The organism is Massilia sp. Bi118 (assembly GCF_918697865.1).
In the GTDB taxonomy this organism is placed as follows: domain Bacteria; phylum Pseudomonadota; class Gammaproteobacteria; order Burkholderiales; family Burkholderiaceae_D; genus Telluria.
Genome location: NZ_CAKKMV010000013.1, coordinates 22,915 through 44,895, shown reverse-complemented (window position 1 = coordinate 44,895; position 21,981 = coordinate 22,915). Strand labels below are relative to the sequence as shown.

Here is a 21,981-nt window from a genome sequence, read left to right as displayed (position 1 = left end):
AATCACAATTCTTGCGACTCCGATACCGTTTTTTGTATGGGTAGCCAGCCTTACCGCATCGTATCGGAGACCGGAACGCCGAAGTCGGGGCTGCCGTCCTGGCGCCAGGAGATCGCCTGGGCGCGGGTATGGCGGTTGGGATCGAACAAGGGGTCGCCCACGATGTCCCGGTAGTTGCGGGCGTGGTAGACCAGGATATCGGTCTTGCCATCGGCGGAGGTCGTGAAGGAATTGTGGCCGGGGCCATACTGGCCGTTTGCGGCGCTGCTGGCAAATACCGGTACGGCCGACTTGGTCCAGGAGGCGGCATCGAGCAAGTTGGCGCCGGCTTGCGCGGTGAGCATGCCCAAGGCGTAGTTGGCATCGGTCGCGCTGGCGGAATACGTCATGAACACACGGCCATTCTTCATCAGGACAGCCGGGGCTTCGTTGACGTCGAACTTCACCTTCTCCCACGCATATTCCGGCGTCGTGAGCAGGACCGCCGGGCCGGAAATCGATACCGGCGTGTCCATCCTGGCGATGTAAATCGCCGTCATATGTTTTCCCGCGGAGGGCGGGCGTTGCGCCCATGCCAGGTAGCGTTGCCCTTTCAGCGCAAAGCTCGTCGCGTCCAGCGCAAACGATTCCCAGCCGGTCTTCAACTGCCCGCGCTCGATCCATTCACCATCGAGCGGATTGGCGGCCGCATTCTCGAGCACGTAGAGCCGGACGTCGAAAGGTGCGTCGGCACGCCCCGCAGTAAAGTAAAGAAACCATTTCCCGTCGATCCGGTGCAGTTCGGGCGCCCAGATGTTTGCGCTCATCGGCCCCGAAACATGCCTGCGCCAAACGACTTTCGCGGGCGCAGCGCCAAGCTCGTTCAACTCGTGCGCGCGGCGCAGTTCGATGCGATCGTACTCCGGCACCGTGGCCGTAAAGTAGTAATAGCCGTCTGCGGCCAGCGTGACCCGGGGATCGGCGCGTTGTTTTACGAGAGGATTGGCGATTTCCGGCGAGGCCATGACGGGCGCGATCACGACGAACAGCAGGGAAAGCGTCACGCGCAGGAATCGAATCATGGTCATCGCCGACAGAGTTGTTCAGGAAATCGCCATGGTAAGAAACCACGCCTGATTCAACCAATAACTTTTTTTGACCAAGCGATACCGTTTTCGCACGGCTCTCACAGCATCTTCCAGCCCGAACGCAGCGTTTCGAATCCGCTCCCCCCTTTTCCTCCGCGGAACGGGCTTTCGCCCCAGCCTGATATCGAAACCGATATTGCAAATCCAGAAAAAATCATTGGTCTGATTATCGCAGGATCTCTACCATGCTTTATGAGCAATACAGATTTGAGAAGAAAATTCCCATAACTAGAAACACAGGAGACGTATGAAATCGCAAGTATCTGCACGTCCTTTGGCCTTGAAGCTGACCGTAACCGCACTGATGGGCGCCGGCCTGCTCACCAGCGCCTCGGTGTGGGCGCAAGCGGCCGCCGACACGGCGGAGCCGGCCGACATTTCGACCGTGGTCGTCACGGGCGTCAAGGCTTCCCTCATCAAGAGCCTGGCGATCAAGCGCACCAGCGACCAGGTCGTCGAATCCGTCGTCGCTGAAGACATCGGCAAGCTGCCCGATAACAACGTCGTCGAAGCGCTCCAGCGCGTGACGGGTATCCAGGTTACCAACCGCGCCGGCGGCGAAGTCGGCACCCTGTCCATCCGTGGCCTGCCCGACGTCCAGACCACCTGGAACGGCCGCAGTATCTTTACCGCGTCCGGCACGCAGGTCGCGCTGCAGGACATTCCCTCGACCCTGGTGCGCCAGATCGACGTCTACAAGACGCGCGACGCCAGCCAGCTGGACACGGGAATTGCAGGCCAGATCGACGTCAAGTCGCTGCGGCCCTTCGATTTCAAGGGGTCGAAAGTGTCGCTTTCGGCCCGTGAAACCTATCTCGATCCTGCGAAAAAGGCCAACCCGCAGCTCAGCGGCCTGCTGAGCAACCGCTGGGACACCGGCGCCGGCGAATTCGGCGCCCTGGTCAATCTGTCGGCCACCAAAACGAAATACCGCAATGAAAGCGTGACGCCGGGCGCCATGGTGCCGTTCGCCAGCCCGAATGCCGCCGAAGATCCGGCAGGTTACACGCCCTTGCAGCGCATCTTCGACAACAACATCTGGACGGCTGGCACCCATACCGGCTTGCCGATGGCGGCAGGGTCGACGCTGAATTTCGACGGCAAAGCCTATCCGTATTACCTGGCGCGCGACGCCGTCTTCCAGAGCGATGTCGAGGGGGAGCGAAAGCGTCCCGCCGCGAATATCGCCTTGCAGTGGAAACCGAACAGCGATGCGGTCTACACCTTCGAATCGATGTACAACGGTTATCGCGACAAGTCCTTCAACCGCTTGCTGTTCAGCTTCGTCGACTGGTGGGGGGACCTCGGCAGCAACCCTGCGGGAACGATCACGACCTTCCCGGGAACGAACGTCATCCAGAGCCGTACCGTCAATAACGTCTATGGCTTCAACAGCGGCGACTACACCACTTCGGCAACCGATTCCTACGTTTATGCGCTGAACGGCAAGTGGAATGTGGGCGACCGCCTGAAGCTGGACGGCGACCTGTCCTACCAGACCAGTACCTATCACTCGGAATTCACGGCCACCCGGATCGATCGCGTTGCGCCGTCCATCAACGTCAACTTCAATGACGGCGGCAATAACACGTCCTTCCATTTCAATGACGATGCCGACCTGGCCAACCCGGCCAAGTGGAATGTCGCGCAGTTCTACGACAACGCCAACCGCAACAAGGGCAGCGCCGCGACGGCCAACCTGTCGGGCGTGTTCGATGCCGGCTGGGGTGTGCTGGACACGATCCAGTTCGGCGTGCGCTTCGACGACCGCAAGGCCTCGGAGGCCAACCGGACGCAATCGGGCACCTTGAACCGCAACCTCGCCTCACTGGGTGCGGAATACGCCTCCACCAACGCGAACTTCGGCACGGCCATCTCGGACGTTCCGCGCTCATGGGTGGAGCCGAATGCCTACTATATCCGCGACAATATCGACGACTGGCGCAAGCTCCTTGCCTCGGCCGATCCGAACTTCCTGACGACGGACAAACTGAGCCTGCAGAAGACCTTCGAGATCGATGAAAAGACGACCAACCTCTTCCTGATGGGGAATACCCAGAACGAGCTGTTCGGCCATCGACTGCGCGGCAATTTCGGCGTGCGCTACGTCAAGGTCAAAACCGACATGACCTTCTACAAGGTCGATGCCACCACCAAGGCCGTCACGCCGTCCAGCGCCAGCAAGTCGACGAGCAAGTTCCTGCCCAGCATGACCCTGATCTACGACCCGTCCAGGGACGTAGTGCTGCGCTTCAACTATGGCGAAACCCTGCGCCGCCCGAACTTCGGTGACCTGAACCCGGTCCTGCAACTCGGCGACGACGTTTCGAGGGTGGGGTACGGCTCGGGCAGCGGCGGCAACCCGGACCTGAAACCGACGCACTCCAAGAACTTCGACCTGACAGCCGAGTGGTACTTCCAGAAGGACAGCGCGCTCTACGGCACGCTGTTCAAACGCAAGATCGACGGCCTGGTCGTGGGCTTGCGCCATCGGGTGCACGTCGATCCGGCGAACGACCCGTTCCGCAACTCGACCTCGGGCGGCGACCATACGAACGGCTATGACTACGTCATCAACTCGCCGGTGAACGCCTCCAACGGCACGATCAAGGGCGCCGAGCTCGGCTTCATCTACTTCCCGAAGTGGCTGCCGAGCGTGCTGGACGGCCTGGGCTTCCAGGGCAGCTATACGCGACTCACGTCGTCGCAGAACGTGCCCGACGCGAATGATGCCGGCGTCATCGTCTCTCAGCTCGAGACGCCGTTCTTCGGCGTGTCCAACAGTTCCTACAACGCCACCCTGGCCTACGAAAAGGGCCCGGTCAGCGTGCGCTTGTCCCAGGTCTGGCGTTCCGGCTTCCTGGCCGCCAACGAAGCCGCCCTGTTTGCGAATCCGATCGGCATCTGGCGTCATCCGGAAAAGAGCGTGGACATGCAGGTCTCTTACAAAATCAACGACAACATGTCGGTCGATATCAGTGGCGTCAACCTGACCAACGAAATGCAGCGGCAGTACTACCACTTCGGCGATGCGGGTAATGCGCAAGTGAGCAATTTCGGTACGGTCCAGATCGGACGTTCGGTCTCGGCTGCCTTGCACTGGAAGATGTAAGCCCCGACGGTCGAGAAGACCCACCAGCCAGACAGGGCGTTGTTCGGATCAAACCGCAACGCCCTTTTTCATTGCAGATCGCTGTCGCCTATAAAACCAACGAGGAGATTTTCCAGTGAAACGACTTCACTCTTTTGCGGGAATGGGAGCGCTATGCGCATCCTGTTTCATCATGGCCGACGCCGGCGCCCAGGCCGGCTTTACGCTGCCCGCCTTCCAGAACGCTTCGGTGCACGATCCGGCGGAAATCAAGGTCGGCAATACCTATTACGTATTCGGCTCGCACCTGGCGTCCGCAAAATCGACGGACTTGCTGAAGTGGACGCAGATGACGGATGGCGTCACCGCCACCAATTCCCTGTTCCTGAATGGTTCCAAAAACGTGTTCACGGAGCTGGCGGAAGCATTTTCCTGGGCGAACACGAGGGACTTGTGGGCGCCGGACGTGCGCCAGCTGGCCGATGGCAAGTACTACATGTACTACGACGCCTGCCAGGGCGATGCGCCGCGTTCCGCACTTGGCGTCGCCGTCGCGGACAAGGTCGAGGGACCGTACGTCAACAAGGGCCTGATCCTGAAGTCCGGCATGTGGGGACTGGCAAGCCCGGACGGCACCGTGTACGACGCATATAAACACCCGAACGCGGTCGACCCCAATGTCTTCTACGACAATGCCGGCAAGCTCTGGATGGTCTACGGCTCCTACTCGGGCGGCATCTTCATCATGCAGCTGAATCCCGCCACAGGCATGCCCTACCCGAACCAGGGCTATGGCAAGCGCCTGATGGGCGGCAACCATGCGCGGATCGAGGGGGCGTACATCATGTACAGCCCGGCCACGGCCTACTATTACCTGTTCACGTCCTTCGGCGGCCTGGATTCAACCGGCGGCTACAACATGCGCGTCGCGCGTTCCACGAACCCGGACGGTCCGTATGTCGATGCGCAGGGCTACGACATGGCGAACGTGAAGGCGGACGCCAGCAAGCCCTTGTTCGACGACGCCTCGATCGCCCCCTACGGCGTCAAGCTGATGGGGAATTTCCTGTTCCAGCGCCTTCTGGGCGAAGCAGGCACCGGTATCGGCACCGGCTATGTCTCGGCAGGCCACAATTCCGCCTTCTACGATCCGGCGACAGGCAAGCACTTCCTCGTGTTCCACACGCGCTTCCCGGAACGGGGCGAACAGCATGAGGTGCGCGTGCACCAGATGTTCATGAATGCGGAAGGCTGGCCCGTCGTCGCGCCCTATCGCTACGCCAACGAAACGCTCGCCTCGGTTCGCAGCGAGTTCGTGGTGGGCGACTACATGGTCGTCAACCACGGCAAGGACATCACGGCCGCGATCAAGAAGTCGCAGATCGTCACGCTGAACAGCAATGGCAGCATCACGGGCGCCGTGTCCGGCACCTGGCGCATTCTAGGGGGCAACCAGGTCGAGATCAGCCTGCCCGGCGCGTCGACCTACAAGGGCTATCTGCTGAGCCAATGGGACGAGACCTCGAAAAGCTATGTGATGACCTTCACCGCGTCCTCGCGCGAAGGCATCGCGATCTTCGGCAGCCGCCTGCTCCCGCGCACCGATGCGGCAATCGTGACGGCGATCTACAAGGAGCTGAGCCTGGGCGCCACGACGGCCGTCACCGGTAACCTGACGCTGCCCACGGTCGCCGCACGTGGCGCGACGATCAGCTGGACCTCGTCGAACCCCGCCGTCGTCAGCAACACCGGTACCGTGACAACGCCAGGCCTGGGGGCTGTCAACGTCTCGCTGACGGCGCGCATCGCCAAGGGCACGGCGGTGCTGACGAAGACCTTCACGGTCACGGTGACGAAGTTGGGCGGCCTGGTCGCCCATTACGCATTCGATGGCAACCTGCTTGACTCGAACGGCGGCTTCGCTGCCGGCGCCGTCATCGGCAACAAGATCGACGTCGCCGGGGGCAGCCTGTCCTACGAGACCGGCGTGCGCGGCAACGCGGCCGTGTTCAACGGCGCGACCGGCGTGCGCCTGCCGAACGGTCTGATTTCCTCGAACAACTACACGGTCTCCATGTGGCTGAAGCCTGCCCAGTTGACGGCCTACACACCCACTTTCTTCGGCGCGCGCACGGCAGATTCCTGGGTCAGCCTGCTGCCGATGGGGCACGGTTTTGTCAATGGCGCGACCATGCTGTGGTCCGGTTCCGCCTGGTATGACGCGGGCCTCGGCATGAACATCCCCGTCAACCAGTGGTCGCACCTGGCCTTCACGGTCAGCAACGGCGCCGTGAACGTCTACGTCAACGGCGTCAGGCGCTTCGCGGGCACGGGCTTCCCGAACGTGTTCACGAGCACGACGGCCGCCTTCGCGCTGGGCGTGAACTACTGGGACACGCCGTACAAGGGCTCGATGGACGAGCTTCGCATCTATAACACGGCCTTGACCGACGCCCAGGTGGCCGGCCTGGCGCATTGAAGGCTTGAGAGGATCCAACATGAACAAATATTTCATTGCCCTGCTCGCGGCATTCGCTTGCACCACGGCCTCGGCCGGCGTCATCAACTTCGACGATTTGCCGGGCGACCCGACGCAAGCCCTGGACAGCGGCTACGCCGGCTTCAACTGGACGAATATGGGCGCCATCCGCAGCGACGCTGCGCCTGGAACCGGTTTCGAGACTGGCGTGGTGTCGCCTGCCAACGCCGCGTATAACTGGTTTGGCTTGACGGCCGCGATTTCAACGGCCGACGGCAAGGCGTTCACCTTTGCCGGCGCCGACTTCACGTCCGCCTACGTGGACCAGGAAATCTCCTTCGAGGCTTACCGGAATGGCGCGCTGGTGCACTCCAGCGGCGCGTACACGCTGGGCACGCTGACGCCTCAGTGGATCGTCTTGAACTGGACCGGCATCGACACGCTCGTCATCTACAACAGCAGCGGCACGCAGTGGGTGATGGACGATTTCACGGTGCCGGAACCGGCGACGCTGGCCTTGTTCGGCAGCTCGCTGATGGGATTGTTCGCCAGCCGCCGCCTACGCCGCCGGGGCTAGTTGTCCAGCGGCCGAAAACAAAAAAGCGACCTTGCGGTCGCTTTTTCGTTTGAATCTCTGGCGGAGGCGGTGGGATTCGAACCCACGATACAGGTTTAAGCCCGTATGCTTCCTTAGCAGGGAAGTGCCTTCGGCCACTCGGCCACGCCTCCAGTCAGCTCTTAACAGTGTTGCTCGTCGCTGAGTGCAAGCATCTTAATGGCCACACCCCATTTCGTCAAGGAAGCGCAGCCAAAAATATGCGATAAAGTTAAGCTTTCTCCAGGTCAAACGCCTTATGCAGGGCGCGTACGGCCAGCTCCATGTATTTCTCATCGATCAGGACCGAAATCTTGATCTCCGAGGTCGAGATCATCATGATGTTGATGCCCTCTTCCGCCAGGGTGCGGAACATCTGCGAAGCCACGCCGACGTGGCTGCGCATGCCGACGCCGACCGCCGAGACCTTCGACACCTTGGCGTCGCCGACCAGGCGGGTGAAGCCCAGCTCTTCCTTCTGCGATTCCAGCACGGACATTGCGCGCTGGTAGTCGTTGCGCGAGACGGTGAAGGTGAAGTCGGTTTTACCGTCCACCGACACATTCTGTATGATCATGTCGACCTCGATGTTCGCATCCGAGACCGGGCCCAGGATGTGATAGGCGACGCCCGGCTTGTCCGGCACGCCGAGGACGGTGATTTTGGCTTCATCGCGGTGGAAGGCGATGCCCGAGATGACGGCTTGTTCCATGTTGTTCTCTTCCTCAAACGAAATCAGGGTGCCCGAGCTGGCTTCTTCCTCGAGCGGCATCAGGGGGTCGGTCAGCGACGACAGCACGCGGGTCGGGACGCGGTAGTTGCCGGCGAATTCGACCGAGCGGGTCTGCAGGACCTTCGAGCCGAGCGAGGCCAGCTCCAGCATCTCCTCGAAAGTGATCTTCTGCAGGCGGCGCGCTTCGTCGACCACGCGCGGGTCGGTCGTGTAGACGCCGTCGACGTCGGTGTAGATCAGGCATTCGTCGGCCTTCATCGCGGCCGCGATCGCCACTGCCGAGGTGTCCGAGCCGCCGCGGCCCAGGGTCGAAATATTGCCTTCGTCGTCCATGCCCTGGAAGCCGGTGATGATCACGATGCGGCCGGCGTCGAGGTCGGCGCGCACGCGGGTATCGTCGATCGACTGGATGCGGGCCTTGGTGAAGGCCGAGTCGGTGCGGATGCCCACCTGCCAGCCGGTGTAGGACACGGCGTCCTTGCCGCGCGCCAGCAGCGCCATGGCCAGCAGGCCGACGGAAACCTGTTCACCGGTCGAAGCGATCATGTCCAGTTCGCGCGGGTCGGGCTGGGCCATGATCTCTTTGGCGAGGCCGATCAGACGGTTGGTTTCACCCGACATCGCCGAGGGGACGACGACGATCTGGTGACCGGCATCGTGCCATTTGGCGACGCGCGCCGCGACGTTCTTGATGCGGTCCGTCGATCCCATCGACGTACCGCCGTATTTGTGGACTATTAATGCCATGACTTGGGGGTTTCCGCTTGTAAAAATAGAAGGGGTCTTTAACTCTACATGCTGCGCTGCAGAATAACAATACGTGGTATTGCGAAACCTATACCTAATTGGAATAAGGTAATGCAGAAAGAGCATAATACTCTTTCCAGTCCCCTTCTACACGGACTCCCAGCGCAGGGCGATGCGCCCTTCCCCTTCGGCCACATGGCGGCAGTCCATCCCCAGCCCGGCTGCGAACAGCAGCTCGAAGCCGCTGTTGACGATGGGCAGGCGGCCGCGTTCCCAGACCGGCACGCCCTGGGCCTGGAACAGCTGCTTCAGGCCGCGGGTCGGCCGGTTGGGCGCCAGCTTGAGGCGCTCGCCGCCCTTGCGGAAGTCGATCTCCAGCGCCTGGGCGCGCAGCCAGGCGGCATCGAGTCCGGTGTTTGACATATCGAAATGCAGCACGCCGCCGTAGTCCGGGAAAGGCAGGCTGGCTTCGCCGTTCCACTTGAAAGCCTGGGCATGCTTGACGATGATGCCTTCGTCTTCCGGGTCGCGCAGGCCGGCCAGGTCGCGTTGCTTGGGCACCAGCAGCAGGCGCTCGCGGTAGCGGCGCACGTCGACGTCCGGGTGGGCGACCAGCGGCTGCGCATCCTCGCGGGCGCTGGTGAGCTGGGCCACCATCTGCTCCAGCCAGGCGGTCGAGGGCATGCCCAGGTTTTGCTTCGAGAACCAGTGGCGCAGCAGGTTGTTGATGCGGTCTTCGCTCAGCAGGCGCAGGCGCGGCAGGGCTATGCCATCGCCGTCCTGGCAGACCGCCAGGTCCTGCTCGGCCAGCTCGTCCAGCAGGCGCTGGGCGGACTGAGCGTGGGCGCTGCTGCGCGCGATGCGGGCCTGGAAGCCGGGGAAAGCCTGGGCCAGCACCGACATCACCTGGTGGCGCAGGGCGTTGCGGGCGTAGCGCGGGTCAAGGTTCGATTCGTCCTCGACCCAGGCGATCTGCTGCTCTGCGGCATAGGCCTCCAGCCCGGCGCGCCCCACGGCCAGCAGCGGCCGCGCCATCACCAGTTGCTCGTCGCCGAGCAGCGAAGGCGCCCGGTTGGCCGCGTCCATGCCGGACAGGCCGGCCGGGCCGGAGCCGCGCAGCAACTGCAGCAGCACGGTCTCCGCCTGGTCGTCGAGGTGGTGGGCGGTCAGCAGCAGATCGACGCCGTGCGCGCGGCACATTTCGCCGAGCGCCGCATAGCGCTGCTTGCGCGCCGCCGCTTCGACCCCGCTCCTGCCCTTCTCGACCGTCACATCGCGATGGTCGAACGCGACGCCGAGCGCGGCCGCGCTGGAGGCGCAATGCGCGCGCCAGGCATCGGCGTTCGGGCTCAGTCCGTGATGAACATGGAAGGCGAACAGCGGCAGGCCGGCCGATTGGGCAGCCTCATGCGCCAGGTGCAATAGCACCATGGAATCGAGGCCGCCGCTGAGGGCGACCGCAACACGGGATGGGGCGTATTCAGTGCGCAGGCTCGAGAAAGCCTGCATGAAACCTGCCGCCACGGAGGCGGCCGGACCGGCGCTCATGCCCGGTCCGTTCTTGCTTTGGCTCACTCGTCGCGCGGGGTGGTTTCCTTGAATTTGCCGTAGGCCATCAGCTTTGCGTGACGGGCTTCGAGCAGATCCTTGGTTTTCATGCCCTGGAACTGGCGCAGGGTGTCGGCCAGCGCGCGCTTCAGGCCCTGGGCCATGGCGGCCGGGTCGCGGTGGGCGCCGCCCAACGGCTCGCTGATGATCTTGTCGACCAGGCCGATGGCCTTCAGGCGGTGGGCGGTCAGGCCCAGGGCGTCGGCGGCTTCGGCCGCGCGCTCCGAAGTCTTCCACAGGATCGAGGCGCAGCCTTCCGGCGAGATCACCGAGTAGGTCGCGTACTGCAGCATCAGCACGGCGTCGCCGACGGCGATCGCCAGCGCGCCGCCCGAACCGCCTTCGCCGATGATGGTGGCGATCAGCGGCACTTTCAGCTCGGCCATGACGTACAGGTTATGGCCGATCGCTTCGGACTGGCCGCGCTCTTCGGCGTCGATGCCCGGGAAGGCGCCCGGCGTATCCACAAAGGTGAAGATCGGCAGGTTGAACTTCTCGGCCAGCTTCATCAGGCGCATGGCCTTGCGATAGCCTTCGGGCTTGGGCATGCCGAAGTTGCGCATCGCGCGTTCCTTGGTGTCGCGGCCCTTCTGGTGGCCGATCACCATGCAGGACTGGCCGTTGAAACGGGCCAGGCCGCCGATGATGGACTGGTCGTCGGCGAAGGTGCGGTCGCCGTGCAGTTCGTGGAAGTCGGTGAAGATCGCGTTCACGTAGTCCATCGTGTACGGACGCTGCGGGTGGCGCGCGATCTGGGAAACCTGCCAGGGGGTCAGCTTGGCATAGATGTCTTTCGTCAGTTCCTGGCTCTTCTTGGCCAGGCGGTCGATCTCTTCCGAGATGTCGACTGCCGAATCGTCCTGCACGAAGCGAAGCTCTTCAATTTTCGAATCGAGCTCGGCGATCGGCTGCTCAAAACTGAGGAAAGTTGTTTTACTCATTATCACTCCAATTATTCTTACCGCGATTGTTCATCACGCGGCCATAAAGGGCCTTACCAAACCGTAGCGAGCGGCCGCAGTTTCGATCGAGAAGCGCAGCTGTACAGGCGTACAGCGAGCATCGCAGATCGAAAATGCAACGCGCAGTAGGTTTGGGAAGGCCCCTTCCACAAAGGCGCATTTTAACCGGAAATCGGGTCCAAACTACGCCATAAATACCATGTGGCAACCGTCCGCCAGGGTTCCCAGTTGGCGGCGACCTCGCGCGCATCGCTGCGCGAGACGGGTTCGCCCGAGAAATAGTTCTGGCTGATGCCCTGGATCAGGCCGGCGTCGTCGAGCGGCAGCACGTTCGGCCTGAGTAGATTAAATATCAAAAACATCTCTGCTGTCCAGCGCGTGATGCCGCGGATCCGGACCAGCTCGGCGATCACGGCCTCGTCGTCCATTTCCGACCAGAGGTCGGCATGGACGCGCTTTGCCTTGAAGTGGTCGGCCAGGTCGAGGATGTATTCGGTCTTGCGTTTCGAGAGACCGCAGGCGGCCAGCTCTTCCGCGCCGGCCTTGATCACCTGGGATGGCAGCATCTTCGGGCACAGTTCGCGCAGCTTGCTCCAGGCGCCCTCTGCCGCCTTGACCGTGACCTGCTGGCCGACGATGGAACGGGCCAGGGTCGTGAACGGGTCCGGATGGCCGCGCAGGTGCATGTCCCCGAATTGCGGGATCAGCTTGTTCATGATGCGGTCCCGCCGCATGAGCTCGGCCTTGGCCTCCGCCCAGTACGGGGGGAGGTCAGGCAATGCCGGGGCCGCGCCCATGGGTTCCTTCGTCACGCGCGGCGCCAGTTGGTCGTGCCGTCGGGCTTGTCTTCGAGCACGATACCGGCCGCGGTGAGTTCCGCGCGGATGGCATCGGCTTCGGCGAAGTTGCGTGCCTTCTTGGCGGCGGCGCGGCGGGCGATCGCATCGTTGATGCCTGCTTCGTCCATGCCGCCCCCGCCGGGCGTACCGGCCTGCAGGAATTGCTGCGGCGAGCGCTCGAGCAGACCCAGCACGCCGGCCAGGGCCTTCAGCTGGCGCGCATCCTTCAGCGATTTGCTCTTGTTGACGTCGGAAGCCAGGTCGAACAGCTCGGCCACCGCCAGCGGGGTATTGAAATCGTCGTCCATCGCTTCGCGGAAGCGGACAGCGTGGGCTTCGTCCCAGTCCACCGCCACCTGCTCACTGCCGAGGTCGACATCGGCCAGCGCCGTGTACAGGCGGGTCAGCGCGCCCTTGGCATCGTCGATGTGGGCGTCCGAGTAGTTCAGCGGGCTGCGGTAGTGGGCACGCAGGATGAAGAAGCGCACCACTTCGGCATCGTATTGTTTCAGCACGTCGCGGATTGTGAAGAAATTGCCCAGCGATTTGGACATCTTCTCGTTATCGACGCGCACGAAGCCGTTGTGGATCCAGAAGTTCGCCATCGGCGGGCCGAAAGCGCCTTCCGACTGGGCGATCTCGTTCTCGTGGTGCGGGAATTGCAGGTCGGCGCCGCCGCCGTGGATGTCGAAGTGCTCGCCCAGCAGCGCGCAGGACATGGCCGAGCATTCGATGTGCCAGCCCGGGCGGCCGATGCCCCATTTCGAATCCCATTTGGCTTCCGCCGGTTCCGATTCCTTGCCGGCCTTCCACAGCACGAAGTCGAGCGGGTCGCGCTTGCCGGTGTTGACGTCGACGCGCTCGCCGGCGCGCAGGTCGTCCAGCGATTTGCCGGACAGCTTGCCGTAGCCCTCGAATTCGCGCACGGCGTAGTTCACGTCGCCGTCCTCACCTTGGTAGGCCAGGCCTTTCTGCTCCAGCTTCTCGATAATCGAGAGCATGTGCGGGACGTGATCGGTGGCGCGCGGCGCAAAGTCCGGCGGCAGGATGCCCAGCGCGGCCGTGTCCTCGTCCATCGCCTTGATGAAGCGGGTGGTCAGCTGGGACATGGTCTCGCCATTCTCGACGGCGCGCTTGATGATCTTGTCGTCGATGTCGGTGATGTTGCGGACGTACTTGACCTCGTAGCCCGAGGCCTTGAACCAGCGGTAGATGACGTCGAATGCCATCATCATCCTTGCGTGACCGACGTGGCAGTAATCGTAAACCGTCATCCCGCACACGTACATGTTGATCTTGCCGGGCTGGAGGGGAACGAATGGCTGCTTGTCACGCGCGAGCGTGTTGTAGATCTTTAGTTGGCTCATCGGATGGTGTTCTGGATGGTTGGAGCTTGACGCTCGGACGCAGCGCTGCAAGGCAGCGTGCCGGGGTGTGGCACCCGTCGCGACCGTCAGGACTATGTAGAATACCAAACATGTAACTTTGATAAAATCAACAGTCCGTCGCAAAGTATAGCATTGATAAAATCCTGACTGGCCGCATATGCCACAGGTTTATTTTTCTGCAAAAGTCTTGACATCACTTTGCGTTTGCCCACAGAGAGGAAGCCACGATGCACACCATGAAACCGTCCCCCACCCGCCTGCTGACCCGTGCATTGACCACTGCGGCAGCCGCCGCCGGCGCCTTGCTCCTGAGCACGGCGGCTTGGGCAGCCGACCCGCAGGTCTCGCTGAAAACCTCGATGGGCGAGATTGTGCTCGAACTGGACCAGGAAAAAGCGCCCATCAGCGTCGCCAACTTCCTGCAGTATGTGAAATCGGGCTTTTATAAAGGCACGGTCTTCCACCGCGTGATCGACGGCTTCATGATCCAGGGTGGCGGCATGGACGCGCAGTTGAAAGGCCGCAAGACCCGGCCGCCGATCAAGAACGAAGGGAACAACGGCTTGTCCAACGCCGCGTATACCGTCGCGATGGCGCGCGAAGACAACCCCGATTCGGCCACTTCGCAGTTCTTCATCAACGTGGTCGACAATTTCGGCCTGGACGCCATCAACCGCATGGATGCCGGCTACACCGTGTTCGGCAAGGTCGTGAAAGGCAAGGAAGTCGTCGACAAGATCAAGGGCGTGCTGGTGGACGACGTCAAGGGCATGCAGAACGTGCCGGTGACGCCTGTCGTGATCCAGTCCGCGACCATCGTCAAAGCGAAGTAAAATACCGAACTCTTAACAATAAGCGACAGGACAAAACCATGACCACCGTACTCTTGACCACCAACAAGGGCAACATCAAGATCGAACTCGACGACGCCAAAGCGCCGAAGACCGTTGCCAACTTCGTGGAATACGTCAACTCGGGTCACTTCAGCAATACGATCTTCCACCGCGTGATCAAGGACTTCATGATCCAGGGCGGCGGTTTCGAGCCGAACATGTCGCAGAAGCCGACCGAGAAGACCGTCGAGAACGAAGCCAAGAACGGCCTGAAGAACGACAAGTACACCATCGCGATGGCCCGCACCATGGCCCCGCACTCGGCATCGGCCCAGTTCTTCATCAACACCAAGAACAACGACTTCCTGAACTACCCGGGCCAGGATGGCTGGGGCTATGCCGTGTTCGGCAAGGTCGTTGAAGGCCAGGACGTGGTCGACCAGATCAACACCGTCAAGACCGGCCGCTCGGGCATGCACTCGGACGTGCCGACCGAGGCCGTGATCATCGAGAAAGCCGAAATCGTCTAATTAAGTCGTACTCAAGCAAGGCGCGTGGGACCCGTCCACCGTTAAACCGATGAACAGTTCCGCGCGCACGCTTGCGCTCTTCATTTCCGACCTGCACCTGCAGGAATCGCATCCGCGCACGGCCGAGGCTTTCTTCGCCTTCCTGGCCGAACGCGCGTCGACAGCCGAGGCGCTCTACCTGCTCGGCGACATTTTCGAATACTGGGCCGGCGACGACGACCTCGCCATGCCCTTCCACCAGCGCATCGTCGACGCCCTGCGCACGCTGTCCGATAAGGGCGTCGCCGTGTACTGGATGGCCGGCAACCGCGACTTCCTGGTCGGCCAGGCCTTTGCCGATGCCGCCGGCCTGCGCCTGCTGCCCGATCCTTTTGTAACGACCATCGGCGGCCAGCAGATCGCCCTGGTGCATGGCGACGCCCAGTGCACCGACGATCTCAAATACATGGCCTTCCGCGCCCAGGTGCGCGACCCGGCCTGGCAGCAGCATTTCCTGGCCATGCCGCTGGCCCAGCGCAAGGCCATCATCGCCGGCCTGCGCGAAGGCAGCCGCCAGGCGCATGGCGAAAAGTCCTATGAAATCATGGACGTGACGCCCGCCGCGGTGGCCGCCCTGCACGAGGCCACGCAGGCCCCCACCATCATCCACGGCCACACCCACCGCCCTGCCCTGCATCTCGACCAGGCCACCGGACGCCGCCGCTACGTGCTGCCCGACTGGGAACTGGATGCCGAGCCGGTGCGCGGCGGCTGGATCGCCATTACCGAAGACGGCGCCATCGCCCGCCACGGCCTCGACGGCCAGCCGCTCTAAGACAACCCTGACAAAATTCCCAGCTTGCATGACGGGCAACAGTATCTTTACACTGTGCCTTCCAGAATTGCTGAGCTGATGCCGCATTCTCGACTTTGAATACATACGTTCAAAATCTGTTGACTGCCTCCGAACTGGTGTTATACTTCACTACAACACCACTTCAATACTACGCTGAAGTAGTGCCCCATCAACGAGGAGGCAGGCATGATTCAAACGGGCCGCACCGCAACGCAGAGGAGCCGGCAATGAGTATCGGCTGGAACGACAACGCGCCGATTTATCGGCAATTGAAGGACAGAGTGATCGGCATGATGCTCGACGGCGCCCTGAAGGCCGGCGATGCGCTGCCCTCGGTACGCCAGATCGCGGCCGAGTACCAGCTGAATCCGATCACGGTCTCGAAGGCTTACCAGGAACTGGTCGACGAACAATTAGTAGAAAAACGAAGGGGGATCGGCATGTACGTCACTGAAGGCGCCAGCGAAAAACTGCTGGCAAGCGAAAGGGAGCGCTTCCTGCGCGAAGAATGGCCGGCGATGCTGGAACGCATCCGTCTGCTGGGTCTGAACGTGGACCAGTTGCTGGCCAGCGAACACGGAGGCCAGGCATGAGCACCGTCCTTTCGGCCAAAGGCCTGTCCAAGCGCTACGGCAAGCGCGTCGCCGTCGACGGCATCGACTTCGAAGTGCCGGCCGGCCGCATCGTCGGCCTGATCGGCCCGAACGGCTCGGGCAAGACCACCACCCTGAAGGCCGCCCTCGGCCTGATCCCCTTCGACGGCCAGCTGAAAGTGCTGGGCTTCGACCCGCGCACCCAGCGCGACGACCTGATGCAGGACGTCTGCTTCATCGCCGACGTCGCCATCCTGCCGCGCTGGATGAAGGTAAAGGACGCGATCGACTTCGTGCAGGGCGTGCACCCGCGCTTCAATCGCGAGAAGGCCGAGCGCTACATCGCGAATACCAAGCTGAAGCCGAACATGAAGGTCAAGGAAATGTCGAAGGGCATGATCGTCCAGCTGCACCTGGCGCTGGTGATGGCCATCGACGCCAAGCTGCTGGTGCTGGACGAGCCGACCCTGGGGCTCGACATCCTCTACCGCAAGCAGTTCTATCAGAACCTGCTGGAAGACTATTTTGACGAGCACAAGACCATCGTCATCACCACCCACCAGGTCGAGGAAGTGGAGCACATCCTGACCGACCTGATGTTCATCCGCGAAGGCAGGATCGTGCTGGCTGCCTCGATGGAGGAAATCGGCGAGCGCTATGTGGAAGTGATGGTCTCGCACGACAAGATCAGCGCCGCCAACGCGCTCTCGCCGATCGACCGCCGCACCGTGTTCGGCAAGGCCGTGATGCTGTTCGATTCGGCCGCGCCGGGCAGCGCCTCGCGCCAGCAGCTCGCCGCGCTCGGTGAAACCCGCAATCCCAGCGTCGCCGACCTGTTCGTCGCGACCATGAAAGGAAGCTACGCATGAACTCCATGACCATGAAATGGCTGCTCCGCCGCGAATTCTGGGAGCACAAGGGATCGATGTTCTGGGCTCAGCTGATCGTGGCGGCGGCGCTGGTGCTGTTCGTCGGCGGTTCGCTGGTGTATGCGGTACTCGTGCACGGCGCCCCCACCCGCGTAATGATCAACGGCCACGTCGTCAGCCAGGGCGCCATGGCCGCCGCGTTCCCGATGGAAGCGCGTTCGGAAATAGCCGGCATCGCCAGCGGCATGTATCTGGCCGCCGGTATCCCGCTGTTCATCCTGATGACGGCCACCCTGTTCTTCTACTGCCTGGGCGCGCTGTACGACGAGCGCCGCGACCGCAGCATCCTGTTCTGGAAATCGCTGCCGGTCTCGGACGGCACCACCGTGCTGTCGAAGGTCGTCACCGCCCTGTGCGTGGCGCCGCTGATCACGATGGGTTTCGCCATCGTGGCCTCGCTGGCCCTGCTGCTGATCGGCGCCGCCGTGATGGCCTCCGCCGGCATCAACCTGTTCGGCATGCTGCTGTCGCAGCCCGACCTCTACCTGCAGCCGGTGCGCCTGCTCGGCATGCTGCCCGTCTATATGGTGTGGGCGCTGCCGACCATCGGCTGGCTGATGCTGGTGTCGAGCTGGGCCAAGACCAAGCCCTTCCTGTGGGCAGTCGGCGTGCCGCTGATGGTCCTGCTGCTGGCCAAGTGGATCAGCATGGCCCTGGGCGGCTTCCAGCAGGATGCGCTGGACGTGGAGTGGTTCGCCAGCGAAGTGGTGGCGCGCGGCATTGGCGGCCTGCTGCCGGGCATCTGGTTCGGCTTCAGCGGCGGCGTGCCGGCCGAAGTCCACCGCGCCGGCGGCGGCGTCGACACCCAGGCCCTGTTCACGGCCTCGTGGATGACCCTGGCCACTGCCCGCGCCTGGATCGGCGCCCTGATCGGCGGCGCCATGATCTTCGGTGCGATCCGCCTGCGCCGCTATCGCGACGAGGGCTGAGTGCGCAGCCTGCACGCAGCCCTGCTGCTGGCGCTGCTGTCCCTGGGCGGCGGCGCCGCGGCCCGGGACAGCGACGCCGGCACGGTCCAGGTCAAGGGCATCAAAAACCCGGAGACGCACAGCTACCGCGCCATCGCCGCCGGCCTGGACATCTTCGAAAGCCGGCACGCGCTGGCGCCCGGCGTGCCGCAGCTGCTGTTCCAGGCCCGCACCCGCAATGGCAAGCTGCTCGACGCTGCCCTGCTGAATGGCGCGGCGGACGGCGAACCGCTGGGCGCCGTGCTGGCCGGCGACGAGGGTTACGCGCTGCGCCTGGCGCTCGACGAGGCCGGCCGCTTCCAGGTGCCGCGCAGCCAGCCGGCGCTGGACGCCGACGCCGAACTGCGCCTCAGCAAAAAGCGCAGCGACGTGCGGGTCTGGCCCTACGTGCGCTCGCCCGGCCTTCCCGCCAACCAGCGCCGCCTGGGCGACATCCGCCTCGAATGCCAGGTCTTCGTCGCCATCGCCAAGAAGGAAGCGCCGCTGCACATCGTCCTGCTCGGGAATACCGTCATGCTGGGCAGCGACTGGTGCGCCTTCATGAAAGACGCGGACAGGGCCTGGGACGTCGCCATGAACGACCTGCCGGCCGCCGCGGTCCTGCGGGAAGGCGAGCGCAGCACGCCGCTGCGCGTCAAGGGACACAAGGTCGAAGTCCCGATCGGCGATACCAGCTGGGGCAACGAGGCCATCGTCGAAACCACATCCACATCGAAAGCCGCCGCACCGTGAAATTCACTGCCACCCTTCTGCTGGCCTGCGCCGCCGGTTCCGCCTTCGCCGCGGAGCCGGACAAGGACGACGCCACCGTCCACATCAACGCCGTCAAGAATCCCGACCTGCACAGCTACCGCGCCGTCGTGGCGGGGCTGGACAAGTTCGACGAGCTGCATGCGCTGGCGCCCGCCGTGCCGCAGCTGCGCTTCCAGATCGAGGGGCAGCGCGACAATGCGCTGATTGGGGAGCCGCTGGCGGTGCGCATCGCCGCCGACGACTTCTCGATCCCGCTCGCGATCGACCAGGAGCGGCGCTTTTCGATCCCGCGCAGCCAGGCGGCCTGGGACGCCAGGGCCGAGGTGCTCCTGAACCGCAAGAAGCGCGATGCCCGCTTCGAGACCTATATACGCAGCCCGGGCCTGGACGACAGGCAGTACCGGATGGGCGACGTCCGCCTCGATTGCCAGGTGAAGGTTGCGATCGGCAAGGAAGAGATTCCGTTCTGGGCGAATGCGATGGTCAACAGCCTGATGCTGACCGCCGACTGGTGCTCGTGGTTCAAGGGCGCGACGCCGAAGGGCGGCGACCGGACCTGGCCGCGCAAGGCCAATGCGCGACTGAGCGCGGCCACCCTGCGCGAGGGCGAGCGCAGCCTGGCGCTGAAGGTCGAGGGCAAGAGCTTCCGCCTGCCGATCGGCGATACCAGCTGGAGCAATGACGCGATCGTCGAGGTGGAATATGCGTTCCAGCCGGCGCCGCCGCCGGCGCCGGGCGATCCGGTCACCTCGCCGGAGATCTTAAAGGGGGACGCGCCTTGAGGCCCGCCGCCCTGCTCCTGCTGGCGGCGCTGGCCGCCGGCGCGCACGCGGCCGAGACGCCTGCGCCCGCGCCGCATTCGGTCGAGGTCAACAGCATCCGGAACCCGGAGATGCGCTCCTACCGCAGCATCTGGGCCGGCCTGGATGCCTTCGATGAATATCGCAAGATGGCGCCGGCGGCGCCGCTGCGCTTCCGCGTGCTGGGCGCCGACGGCAAGCCGGTGGCGACGGCCGATGGCCTGGCGCTGCGCCTGGCCAGCGACGACGGCTCGACGCCGGTGGCGATCGATGCCGCCGGCCTGGTCGACATCGCGCGCAGCCAGGCTGCCTACGATGCCGACGCCTATTTCATCCTGAACCAGAAGCGCGGCCGCTTCAGCGCGCGGCCCGAGATCCGTACGCCGGGCCTGCCGGACAATGTGCGCCGGCTGGGCGATCTGCGCCTCGAATGCCGGGTCAGCGTGGCCATCGCCAAGGACCAGATTCCATTCCTGGCTCGGGCCGCGATCAACACGATGATGCTCAGCACCGACTGGTGCGGCAAGAAGGACATGAACGCGTCCTTTCCCGCCGGGCGCGAGCTCGAGGGCGCCGTCATCAGCCACGGCGGCCGCTCGGCCGAGCTCGAGCTGGAGTCGCACAGGGACAGCTACATGGCGCCGCTCGGCAATCCGGCCTGGCCGGACGATGCGCTGATCACCCTGAAGTACGCTGCGCCCGCGCCGTAAAAGCGCTTATTCGAACTGCTGGCGGAAGGCCGCGAACTGGGCCTTCAGTTCGTCGACTTCCGCACGCAGCGCCGCCACTTCCTGCTCCAGCTGGGCCGTGCGCCCACCGCCGGCAGAGCCACCCGAAGGCGCCGCATCCATGCGCGCCACGTCGATCTCCCCACCCAGCAGCTGGCCGTAGCGCGGCTCCTTGGTGCCGGGCGCGCGCTCCAGGCGCACCACCAGCGGCGGATACTTATCGATCAGGAACTGCAGCGCGCTCTCCGCCTCGGCCACCGACTTGAACTCGTGCAGGCGCCCGCTGCGGGTGCGGATCTCGCCGGCGGTCTGCAGGCCGCGCAGCATCAGCACGGCCAGCACCGCCACCTTGTCCTGCTCCAGCGACCACTTGATGCGCATACGGTGCTCGTACTTGATCACGCGCGCGCCGGCCTGCGACATGCTGCCCACCAGCTTGCGCTGCATGAGGCGCTGCAGGGTGTCGTGGACCACGTCCTCGGACAGCTGCATGACCGGATCGCGGCTCGACAGCTGGTTGCAGCCGTTCATGACCGCGTTCAGCGACATCGGGTAATTGTCGGCCGTGAGCGCTTCTTTTTCGGCCAGCACGGCCAGCACGCGGATTTCATTGGGATCCAGGTCGGATGCTGGGTCGAAGCTGCCGGGAATGTCGTTATCGCTCATCTGCTCATTCGAGTAATTAAAATGCTCATTCGACCAGGCGGTTCAGTTGCGCCTGATCGAGCTTGTCGTTGTCGGCCAGGCCATTGCAGGAGATGCCGGCCCCCTTCATGGTCGAGCACATGCGCTCGATCTGCTCGTCCTGCCGGGCCACGTGGTCGATCAGGTTGCGCAGCGCCTTCGACAGCGGATCGTCGCCGTTGGGCGTGACGCCGTAGGCCGCGAACATCTGTGCGTGCCGAGCCTGGTCTTCCTTGCGCACGATGTGGGCCGGATTGCCGACCGCGGTGGCGCCGGACGGCACCGGCTTGACCACCACCGCATTCGAGCCGATCTTGGCGTATTCGCCCACCGTGAAAGCGCCCAGCACCTGGGCGCCGGCGCCGACGATCACGCCGCGCTCCAGCGTCGGATGGCGCTTGGTGCCGGCCACCAGGGTGGTGCCGCCCAAGGTCACGCCCTGGTAGATGGTGCAGTCGTCGCCGACCACGGCGGTCTCGCCGATCACCACGCCGAAGCCATGGTCGATGAAGACCCGGCGGCCGATGGTGGCGCCCGGGTGGATCTCGATACCGGTGATGATGCGGGCAATGTAGGAAATGAAGCGCCCCGGCCACTTCAGGCCGATGCGCCAGCAGGCATGCGCCCAGCCGTGCATGACGACCGCATGCAGGCCGGGGTAGCAGGTGAGCACCTCCCAGCCGTTGCGGGCGGCCGGGTCACGTTCGATGATGCTCTGGATATCTTCGCGTAGCTTGGTAAACAACATAGCCCGAATGG

At 63.6% G+C, this 21,981-nt stretch carries 20 protein-coding genes and 1 tRNA gene; 12 read left to right on the top strand and 9 right to left on the bottom strand.

Annotation, left to right across the window (positions count from 1 at the left end; translation table 11 throughout):
• Positions 1-50: 50 nt before the first annotated feature.
• Complete coding sequence (locus tag LQV39_RS18980) at positions 51-1,061, bottom strand: glycoside hydrolase family 43 protein (protein ID WP_307727859.1); 1,011 nt, start codon at positions 1,059-1,061, stop codon at positions 51-53.
• 313 nt (positions 1,062-1,374) lie between these two features.
• Between LQV39_RS18980 and LQV39_RS18975 the strand changes: the two genes are divergently transcribed.
• The 3 genes from LQV39_RS18975 to LQV39_RS18960 all read left to right on the top strand — a co-directional run bounded on the left by LQV39_RS18975 (position 1,375) and on the right by LQV39_RS18960 (position 7,274).
• The gene (locus LQV39_RS18975) at positions 1,375-4,239 is read left to right on the top strand and encodes a TonB-dependent receptor (RefSeq protein ID WP_230027699.1); all 2,865 of its coding nucleotides are present in this window, start codon (positions 1,375-1,377) and stop codon (positions 4,237-4,239) included.
• A 115-nt stretch (positions 4,240-4,354) separates the two neighbouring features.
• Positions 4,355-6,697, top strand: coding sequence for a family 43 glycosylhydrolase (locus LQV39_RS26425; protein WP_290368610.1), 2,343 nt, complete (start codon positions 4,355-4,357; stop codon positions 6,695-6,697).
• Positions 6,698-6,716: 19 nt separating this feature from the next.
• Positions 6,717-7,274, top strand: a complete 558-nt coding sequence (locus tag LQV39_RS18960) for a PEP-CTERM sorting domain-containing protein (protein ID WP_230027698.1) — start codon at positions 6,717-6,719, stop codon at positions 7,272-7,274.
• Between the two features lie 58 nt (positions 7,275-7,332).
• Here the strand turns inward: LQV39_RS18960 and LQV39_RS18955 are convergent.
• The 6 genes from LQV39_RS18955 to cysS form a co-directional block, all read right to left on the bottom strand.
• A tRNA-Ser gene (locus LQV39_RS18955) sits at positions 7,333-7,426 on the bottom strand.
• A 98-nt stretch (positions 7,427-7,524) separates the two neighbouring features.
• Positions 7,525-8,772, bottom strand: coding sequence for an aspartate kinase (locus tag LQV39_RS18950; RefSeq protein WP_230027697.1), 1,248 nt, complete (start codon positions 8,770-8,772; stop codon positions 7,525-7,527).
• A gap of 147 nt (positions 8,773-8,919) precedes the next feature.
• Complete coding sequence (gene tilS / locus LQV39_RS18945; protein ID WP_230027696.1) at positions 8,920-10,320, bottom strand: tRNA lysidine(34) synthetase TilS; 1,401 nt, start codon at positions 10,318-10,320, stop codon at positions 8,920-8,922.
• 23 nt (positions 10,321-10,343) lie between these two features.
• On the bottom strand, positions 10,344-11,321 hold the full coding sequence (locus LQV39_RS18940) for an acetyl-CoA carboxylase carboxyltransferase subunit alpha (protein WP_230027695.1): 978 nt from the start codon (positions 11,319-11,321) through the stop codon (positions 10,344-10,346).
• 182 nt (positions 11,322-11,503) lie between these two features.
• On the bottom strand, positions 11,504-12,139 hold the full coding sequence (locus tag LQV39_RS18935) for a DNA-3-methyladenine glycosylase (RefSeq protein WP_230027821.1): 636 nt from the start codon (positions 12,137-12,139) through the stop codon (positions 11,504-11,506).
• Positions 12,140-12,150: 11 nt separating this feature from the next.
• The gene (gene cysS / locus LQV39_RS18930) at positions 12,151-13,548 is read right to left on the bottom strand and encodes a cysteine--tRNA ligase (RefSeq protein ID WP_230027694.1); all 1,398 of its coding nucleotides are present in this window, start codon (positions 13,546-13,548) and stop codon (positions 12,151-12,153) included.
• Between the two features lie 248 nt (positions 13,549-13,796).
• Between cysS and LQV39_RS18925 the strand changes: the two genes are divergently transcribed.
• The 9 genes from LQV39_RS18925 to LQV39_RS18885 all read left to right on the top strand — a co-directional run bounded on the left by LQV39_RS18925 (position 13,797) and on the right by LQV39_RS18885 (position 20,520).
• Complete coding sequence (locus LQV39_RS18925; RefSeq protein ID WP_290368609.1) at positions 13,797-14,402, top strand: peptidylprolyl isomerase; 606 nt, start codon at positions 13,797-13,799, stop codon at positions 14,400-14,402.
• Positions 14,403-14,440: 38 nt separating this feature from the next.
• A complete protein-coding gene (locus LQV39_RS18920) occupies positions 14,441-14,932 on the top strand; it encodes a peptidylprolyl isomerase (protein ID WP_230027692.1) in 492 nt (163 codons plus the stop codon).
• Positions 14,933-14,981: 49 nt separating this feature from the next.
• Entirely contained in the window at positions 14,982-15,746 is a 765-nt protein-coding gene (locus LQV39_RS18915; RefSeq protein WP_230027691.1) for a UDP-2,3-diacylglucosamine diphosphatase, read from the top strand.
• A gap of 248 nt (positions 15,747-15,994) precedes the next feature.
• Positions 15,995-16,360 carry a GntR family transcriptional regulator gene (locus LQV39_RS18910; protein ID WP_230027690.1) on the top strand — a complete coding sequence of 122 codons (366 nt, stop codon included), beginning with the start codon at positions 15,995-15,997 and terminating at the stop codon, positions 16,358-16,360.
• Positions 16,357-17,229, top strand: coding sequence for an ABC transporter ATP-binding protein (locus LQV39_RS18905; RefSeq protein WP_230027689.1), 873 nt, complete (start codon positions 16,357-16,359; stop codon positions 17,227-17,229). Before LQV39_RS18910 ends, LQV39_RS18905 begins: the two co-directional genes overlap by 4 nt.
• A complete protein-coding gene (locus tag LQV39_RS18900) occupies positions 17,226-18,218 on the top strand; it encodes a hypothetical protein (protein WP_230027688.1) in 993 nt (330 codons plus the stop codon). Before LQV39_RS18905 ends, LQV39_RS18900 begins: the two co-directional genes overlap by 4 nt.
• Positions 18,219-18,989, top strand: a complete 771-nt coding sequence (locus tag LQV39_RS18895) for a hypothetical protein (RefSeq protein WP_230027687.1) — start codon at positions 18,219-18,221, stop codon at positions 18,987-18,989.
• The gene (locus LQV39_RS18890) at positions 18,986-19,792 is read left to right on the top strand and encodes a hypothetical protein (protein ID WP_230027686.1); all 807 of its coding nucleotides are present in this window, start codon (positions 18,986-18,988) and stop codon (positions 19,790-19,792) included. The genes LQV39_RS18895 and LQV39_RS18890 overlap by 4 nt, the downstream gene beginning before the upstream one ends.
• Positions 19,789-20,520 carry a hypothetical protein gene (locus LQV39_RS18885; RefSeq protein WP_230027685.1) on the top strand — a complete coding sequence of 244 codons (732 nt, stop codon included), beginning with the start codon at positions 19,789-19,791 and terminating at the stop codon, positions 20,518-20,520. The genes LQV39_RS18890 and LQV39_RS18885 overlap by 4 nt, the downstream gene beginning before the upstream one ends.
• Before the next feature lie 6 nt (positions 20,521-20,526).
• On the opposite strand, the gene LQV39_RS18880 is transcribed toward LQV39_RS18885, so the two are convergent.
• On the bottom strand, positions 20,527-21,204 hold the full coding sequence (locus tag LQV39_RS18880) for a YceH family protein (RefSeq protein ID WP_230027684.1): 678 nt from the start codon (positions 21,202-21,204) through the stop codon (positions 20,527-20,529).
• A gap of 25 nt (positions 21,205-21,229) precedes the next feature.
• Entirely contained in the window at positions 21,230-21,967 is a 738-nt protein-coding gene (gene cysE / locus LQV39_RS18875; protein ID WP_230027820.1) for a serine O-acetyltransferase, read from the bottom strand.
• Between the last annotated feature and the right edge of the window lie 14 nt (positions 21,968-21,981).